Raw genomic sequence first — 5,715 nt, 5'->3', positions numbered from 1 at the left:
AGAAGCACCGCCGACTCAGCAGAAACCACCAACGCCGGGACTTCGGAATCTAGGGGCCCGGTCAGCTCAAACCTCCTTTGGAGAACCTTAAATGCAGACACTCACCGCCACGTATTCACCCGAAGACAACAAGCTGCGCCTTTACGCATCGGAGCGCCTCGACGCGGATCTATACAGCCGCGTGGATGCTGCCGGTTTTAAATGGGCTCCCAAACAGCGGCTTTTTGTTGCCCCCATGTGGACTCCAGCGCGCGAGAATCTGCTGATTGAACTGTGCGGCGAGGTTGGGGACGAGGACACGAGTCTGGTCGAACGTGCGGAAGAGCGCGCCGACCGTTTCGAAGACTACAGCGGCAAGCGCGCAAGCGAAGCACACGCCGCGCGCGAAGCAGTGCAGACGATTGCGGGCCGTATCCCGGAAGGACAGCCTATTCTGGTTGGTCACCATAGCGAACGCCGCGCCCGCCGTGACGCTGAGCGCATCGAGAACGGCATGCGGCGTGCAGTGAATCTTTGGGAGACTTCCGGATACTGGGCGGAGCGCGCCAAAGGCGCATTGCGACATGCCAAATACAAGGAACAGCCTGGTGTGCGCCATCGACGCATGAAGGGGCTGGAGGCAGACCGTCGCAAGTATCAGCGTGAAATCGACACCGCCGAGAAGTTTGCAAAGCTCTGGAAGGCCGACCCGCTCACGCTCGAAAAAGCCAAAGCCATTGCGCAGTACGACCACATTTATTTTCGCGAGGAGGGCAAGGAAACCAGCACGTCGATCTATGAAATCCTTTCGCGCGAAAACGCCGATGTTGAACAGGTCCGCGAGCGGGTGCTGCGAGCGCACGCGCGCACGATTGCATGGTATGGCCGCTGGGCCGCGCACGTCGACAACCGGCTCGAATACGAGCGCGCCATGCTCGGGGAATCAGGCGGTCTGGTGACAGACAACGCTGATATCGTCGTGGGTGGCACTGTTCTGATCGGTGGCGAGTGGTACGTGGTGAATCGCGTCAATAAGTCCAACGGCCGCGTCAACAGCGTGACAACGCCCGCGCCTAAGGTGATGCACTGGCGAAGCACCGTGATAACTCCGATTGAGAGCGTGCAGGATTACCGCGCGCCGGAATCTGCAAATGCGGTAGCTGCCGCAAAGCCGCCACTCGCCAACTATCCCGGCGAGGATTTTCTCGCAATGACCCGCGCAGAGTGGCGCGAGCGCGATTCGAATTACAAGGGTACGCGCACCGTAGCTGCTACGGAGTCACACGGCGCTTACAAGTTCCGCCGCGCGCACGCCGGCCGAGGTCACTATAAGCAGGTGTTTATCACCGATGAAAAGCGGATTGACCCGCCCGCCCCGGCGGCACCACAGGCCGCGTCGGTCAACGTCGCGCCTCAGGTGGAGCCCGCGGCCGTGGCCCCCGTCTATGTGCCCCGCGAGCGTACCGAGTTCGACACGATGCGCGAGCAACTGAAGCACGGCGTGCAGGTCGTCAGCGCGCCGAAGCTGTTCCCGACGCCGGAAGTCGCGGCCGATCGCATGGTGGATGAGGCCAGGATCGAGGCCGGGGATCGTGTCGGCGAATTCAGCGCCGGAACGGGCTGCATTCTCGCCGCTATCTTTGCCGCGATCGATCCGAGCGCAATCAAGGTAACCGCGGTGGAGATCAATCACGCGCTTTCGCAAGCCCTCGCCGCTCGATATGGCGACGTTAAGGTGATCTGTGCCGACTTCATGGAATGCGGCGCCGAGCTCGGGACATTCACGAAGATTTTGCTCAACCCGCCGTTTTCAAAAGGGCAGGACATCGCGCATATTCGCCGCGCTCTGGACTTCCTCGATCCGGGCGGGCGACTGGTCGCGATCTGTGCAAATGGTCCGCGTCAGCAAGAAATTCTGTTGCCGCTCGTTGAGGCTCACGGCGGCACGTGGGAGGAGCTGCCGGAAGGAACCTTTATCGAATCCGGTACCAACGTTCGCACGGCGCTGCTGACGATCGACCTCTAACAACACATGCGGCCGTGCAAGACATGGCCGCGGATACCGAGACATAACAATGCTTGCCACCGCATACCGTACCGCCGCGATCGCGGCAATTATCGGGCTTTGTGCCTGCGCACAGACGCAAGTCCCGCAGACGCAACGAAACATGAAGCCGGGCGCGATCTATATTTTCGAACCCAAAAAGCCGACTGGACTGGCCGGTCCTGGTGAGTTCACGCTCACGCCTGATGGGAAAATCCACGTCATACAGCCAGGCACGACCACGACCCAGTAACGCGCGATCGCGCACGATCTGCCCCGACGCCGGCCGAGTGCCGGCGTTGCAGTTTCAGGTACCGCCGCAGCAATCCAGCCGGGCCGCGGCACCTTGCGCGCCCGGCTGCGCCTGTCACACAAGCTGACGGCTTCGCGTCCCGGTGAACATGCACCCCCGCTCTTGGGACTACGCCGCGTCCCGCGGACTTGCCCCGGCGCGTGCCATCCCCTCCAGCCTCGCTGCCTGCAGCAGCTCGGTGTGCGCGCTCGCCGCGCGGGGCGTTTCGCTTCGCCAGCAGCACCTCTCTGTGCCGAATTCCCGTTCCCTGGTTCGCCGTCCTTTTCTCGCGATCGTAGCCACGTCCTGCGCTGCGTCAAGGCGCGCGGGGCCGTGTCAGTCGCTGTTCGCTCCATCCCGCCCCACACCCCGCGCTTGAACCCTTGACCCAGCTGCGGTCGCGTCTCCTTTGATCGCGGGACGACGAACTCAGGGGAACGGCGGCAACGGCGAGAAGCGCCGCCGACTCAGCAGAAACAACTGACGCCGGGACTTCTGAATCTAGGGGCCCGGTCAGCTTTAAAACGCAGGGGCTATGAATGGCACGTTTCAAATACTTCAACGGCACGCGTGAACTCAAGAACCCGTATGGGATGGACAACAAGGAGTTTGCTGCGACGTTCCCGGGCGCGCGCGGCAAACGTTGCGACGGGTTCAGCATGTGGGTCGGATATCCAATCGAAGGCGAGGGCGGCCCGCTCCCCGTTGAGCGCGTCATTGAATACAAGTCCAACCCCAGCAAGCACGTCTGCGATGCGCGTTGTGTGAATGCGCAGGGAAAGATCATGCGCTGCGAGTGTTCGTGCGGGGGCGTGAACCACGGAAAGGGCGCGTTCACTTCGCTGCTCGCTGGCTGATACACATACACAGAATTCAGGAACACACGAAATGAAACTCACGAAAGCACAAACGAGGGCGATGTCCGAGGTCAATAAGCTGGTCGCGCTCGAGCGGCGACTGACAGATGATGAACGTTCGTTCGTGCTCGAAAACTATCACCCGGGCGCGACTAGCAACAATGCGGAGATTGGTGCGTTTTTCACGCCGTCCGATCTCGCGCGTGACTTCTCTGTCGAGGTCTGCGGAGGAAACACCGTTGTCGACCTTTGCGCGGGAATCGGCGCGCTCGCCTACGCTTGTGAGTATCAGGCGAAAGACTTTGTTTGCGTCGAATCGAACGCGGAATACGTTCGGGTAGGACGCAAGGTGATGCCCGATGCAAGGTGGATTCACGCGGACGTGTTTAGTGACTGGTGGAAAGACCTGGCCAAATTCGACTTTGCAATCAGTAATCCGCCATACGGTCACGTCCGCGCCGATGGATTTCAGGGCCGCTACACAGGGGGAGAGGCCGAGTACAAGGTGATTGAACAGGCTTCGCGAGTGGCAAAGTGGGGCGTATTTCTGCTCCCGCAACTGTCAGCGCCGTTCATGCTGTCAGGCGTGCAATGCTTCCAGGATTCCGTGTCCGCTAAGTGCCAGAAATTCATGGACCAGACCGGTATTGAACTGGGGTCAAACAGTGGCCTGGATACTTCGCGTTACGCAGACGAGTGGCAGGGTGTCACGATGACATGTGAGATCGTCATCTGTGACTTCGAGGCCGAGGAAGAAGATGCGCCAACTGGCTCGCGCGTAGCGCACCCAGTGGCACGTGTGCAACCGATCAACCAGATGGACCTTTTCGCGCTTACTGTCTAGTCGATTGAAGATGACGATGAAGGTCCGCCGGCTCCGTTTCAGACTCCGGACATGTTCAACCATTCCCCTGTTTTCTAAGCTTCCCCGTGAGCGGGTCTGACCTGGGCGCCGGCCATGCCGACGGCTTTGTTCCGGTACCGCCGCAGCGATCCAGCCGTGCCGCTGCACCTTGCGCGCCCGGCTCCGCCCGTCACGCAAGCCGACAGCACCGCGTCACGGAGCAACATCACCCCCGCTCTTGGGGCAGCGCCGCGTCCCGCGGACTCGCCCCGGCGCGTGCCATCCCCGCCAGCCTCGCTGCCTGCAGCAGCTCGGTAACGCGCTCGCCGCGCGGCGTTTCGCTTCGCCGCGGCTCTTCGTGCCGAATTCCCGTCCCCCTCGTTCGCCGTCCTCTATCGCGATCGTAGCCACAGCCTGCGCTGCGTCAAGGCGCGCGGGGCCGTGTCAGTCGCTTCGCTCCATCCCGCCCCAACCCCCCGCGCTTGAATCCTTGACCCAGCTACGGCCGCGTCTCCTTTGATCGCGGGACGACGAACTCAGGGGAACGGCGGCAACGACGAGATGCACCGCCGACTCAGCAGAAACCACCAACGCCGGGACTCCGGAATCTAGGGGCCCGGTCAGCTAATAAACCTTGGAGAGTGCGATGTCAGACGCAGCCGTACCGATGGTCTTTCTCGTGTTGAGCATTCACGACGAGTACGGCCACGCGGTTTTTCACGAGGCGTTCTCGACGCGAAAGAAGGCAGACGACTACGTAGACGCTTCGCGTCCGTCCGAGGGCCTGTATGTCGAAGGCTACGCGCTCGACAGCGCGCAGCCGCCGTGCCGCACGTTCGTCGGTGGCCCCTGGAAACCCGCTACCTGACAAAAACCATTCTGACCTTAGCCCGAATCAGGCAGGTCGGGCCGCGTCTCAACACTGGAGAGAATCACCATGAGCAATCTGCACACGCTACCGGTAGAAATCCGTCACATGCACTTTTTCGCGGGGCTTGGAGGCGGCGCAAAGGGCTTCAACGAGGGACACGCGCGGGTAGGAACCATGGAGGCTCGCTTCCGTTGCATCGGCGGCATCGACGTCGATCCGGCCGCGATCCGTGACTTTGAGAAAATGACCGGCGTGCGCGGTACTGTGATGGACCTGTTTGACCGCGACCAATATAAGGCGTTTCATGGGGTCGAGCCGCCCACCGGGTGGCGTGAGGCAACCACCGCCGACATCCACCGCGCAGCAGGCGGAGAGCGCCCGCATATCGTGTTTCTCTCCGCGCCCTGCAAAGGCTTTTCGGGGCTACTGGCCCAGTCCCTCAGCTTGACCGACAAGTATCAGGCGCTTAACCGGCTGACCTTGCGCGGCGTCTGGCTGATGCTCGAAGCCTGGGCCGACGATCCTCCCGAACTCATCATTTTTGAAAACGTGCCCCGTATCAAAAATAGAGGGCGCTCGCTGTTAGACCAGATTGTTGCGCTCATGCGGCGTTATGGTTAAAGGCGCAACACAACTGCACCAGCTCCCGCAAGACATACGGCCGCATGGAACTGCCTTACGTGATGCATGAATATATCCTGCTGTTCCGCCGCAAGTCAGCCACTCTGCTCGCCGTGCTTGGCACGATGGCGACGCAGGCACATGCACGTCTGCAGATCCTATGAGCAGGGGACGTCGACGAACTGATACGTAAAATCAGCGTGTCGA

General features: G+C 61.2%; 5 protein-coding genes and 1 pseudogene. All 6 read left to right on the top strand.

Features of this window, described 5'->3' with window-relative positions; translation table 11 throughout:
• The first annotated feature begins 91 nt into the window (after positions 1-91).
• Positions 92-2,005, top strand: a complete 1,914-nt coding sequence (locus M0D64_RS44475; protein ID WP_266243655.1) for a DUF3560 domain-containing protein — start codon at positions 92-94, stop codon at positions 2,003-2,005.
• Positions 2,006-2,054: 49 nt separating this feature from the next.
• Positions 2,055-2,276 carry a hypothetical protein gene (locus M0D64_RS44470; RefSeq protein ID WP_266243657.1) on the top strand — a complete coding sequence of 74 codons (222 nt, stop codon included), beginning with the start codon at positions 2,055-2,057 and terminating at the stop codon, positions 2,274-2,276.
• Between the two features lie 578 nt (positions 2,277-2,854).
• A complete protein-coding gene (locus tag M0D64_RS44465; RefSeq protein WP_266243599.1) occupies positions 2,855-3,172 on the top strand; it encodes a hypothetical protein in 318 nt (105 codons plus the stop codon).
• 31 nt (positions 3,173-3,203) lie between these two features.
• A complete protein-coding gene (locus M0D64_RS44460) occupies positions 3,204-4,016 on the top strand; it encodes a methyltransferase (protein WP_266243597.1) in 813 nt (270 codons plus the stop codon).
• Between the two features lie 646 nt (positions 4,017-4,662).
• Entirely contained in the window at positions 4,663-4,884 is a 222-nt protein-coding gene (locus tag M0D64_RS44455) for a hypothetical protein (protein ID WP_266243687.1), read from the top strand.
• Positions 4,885-4,953: 69 nt separating this feature from the next.
• Positions 4,954-5,505, top strand: a pseudogene (locus M0D64_RS44450) (DNA cytosine methyltransferase); the annotation flags it as partial.
• Positions 5,506-5,715: the final 210 nt, after the last annotated feature.

The organism is Paraburkholderia sp. WS6, from assembly GCF_030464835.1.
GTDB classification, from domain to species: domain Bacteria; phylum Pseudomonadota; class Gammaproteobacteria; order Burkholderiales; family Burkholderiaceae; genus Paraburkholderia; species Paraburkholderia madseniana.
Note: the sequence above shows the minus strand (reverse complement) of the source record. Positions and strands in the feature narration are given on the sequence as shown.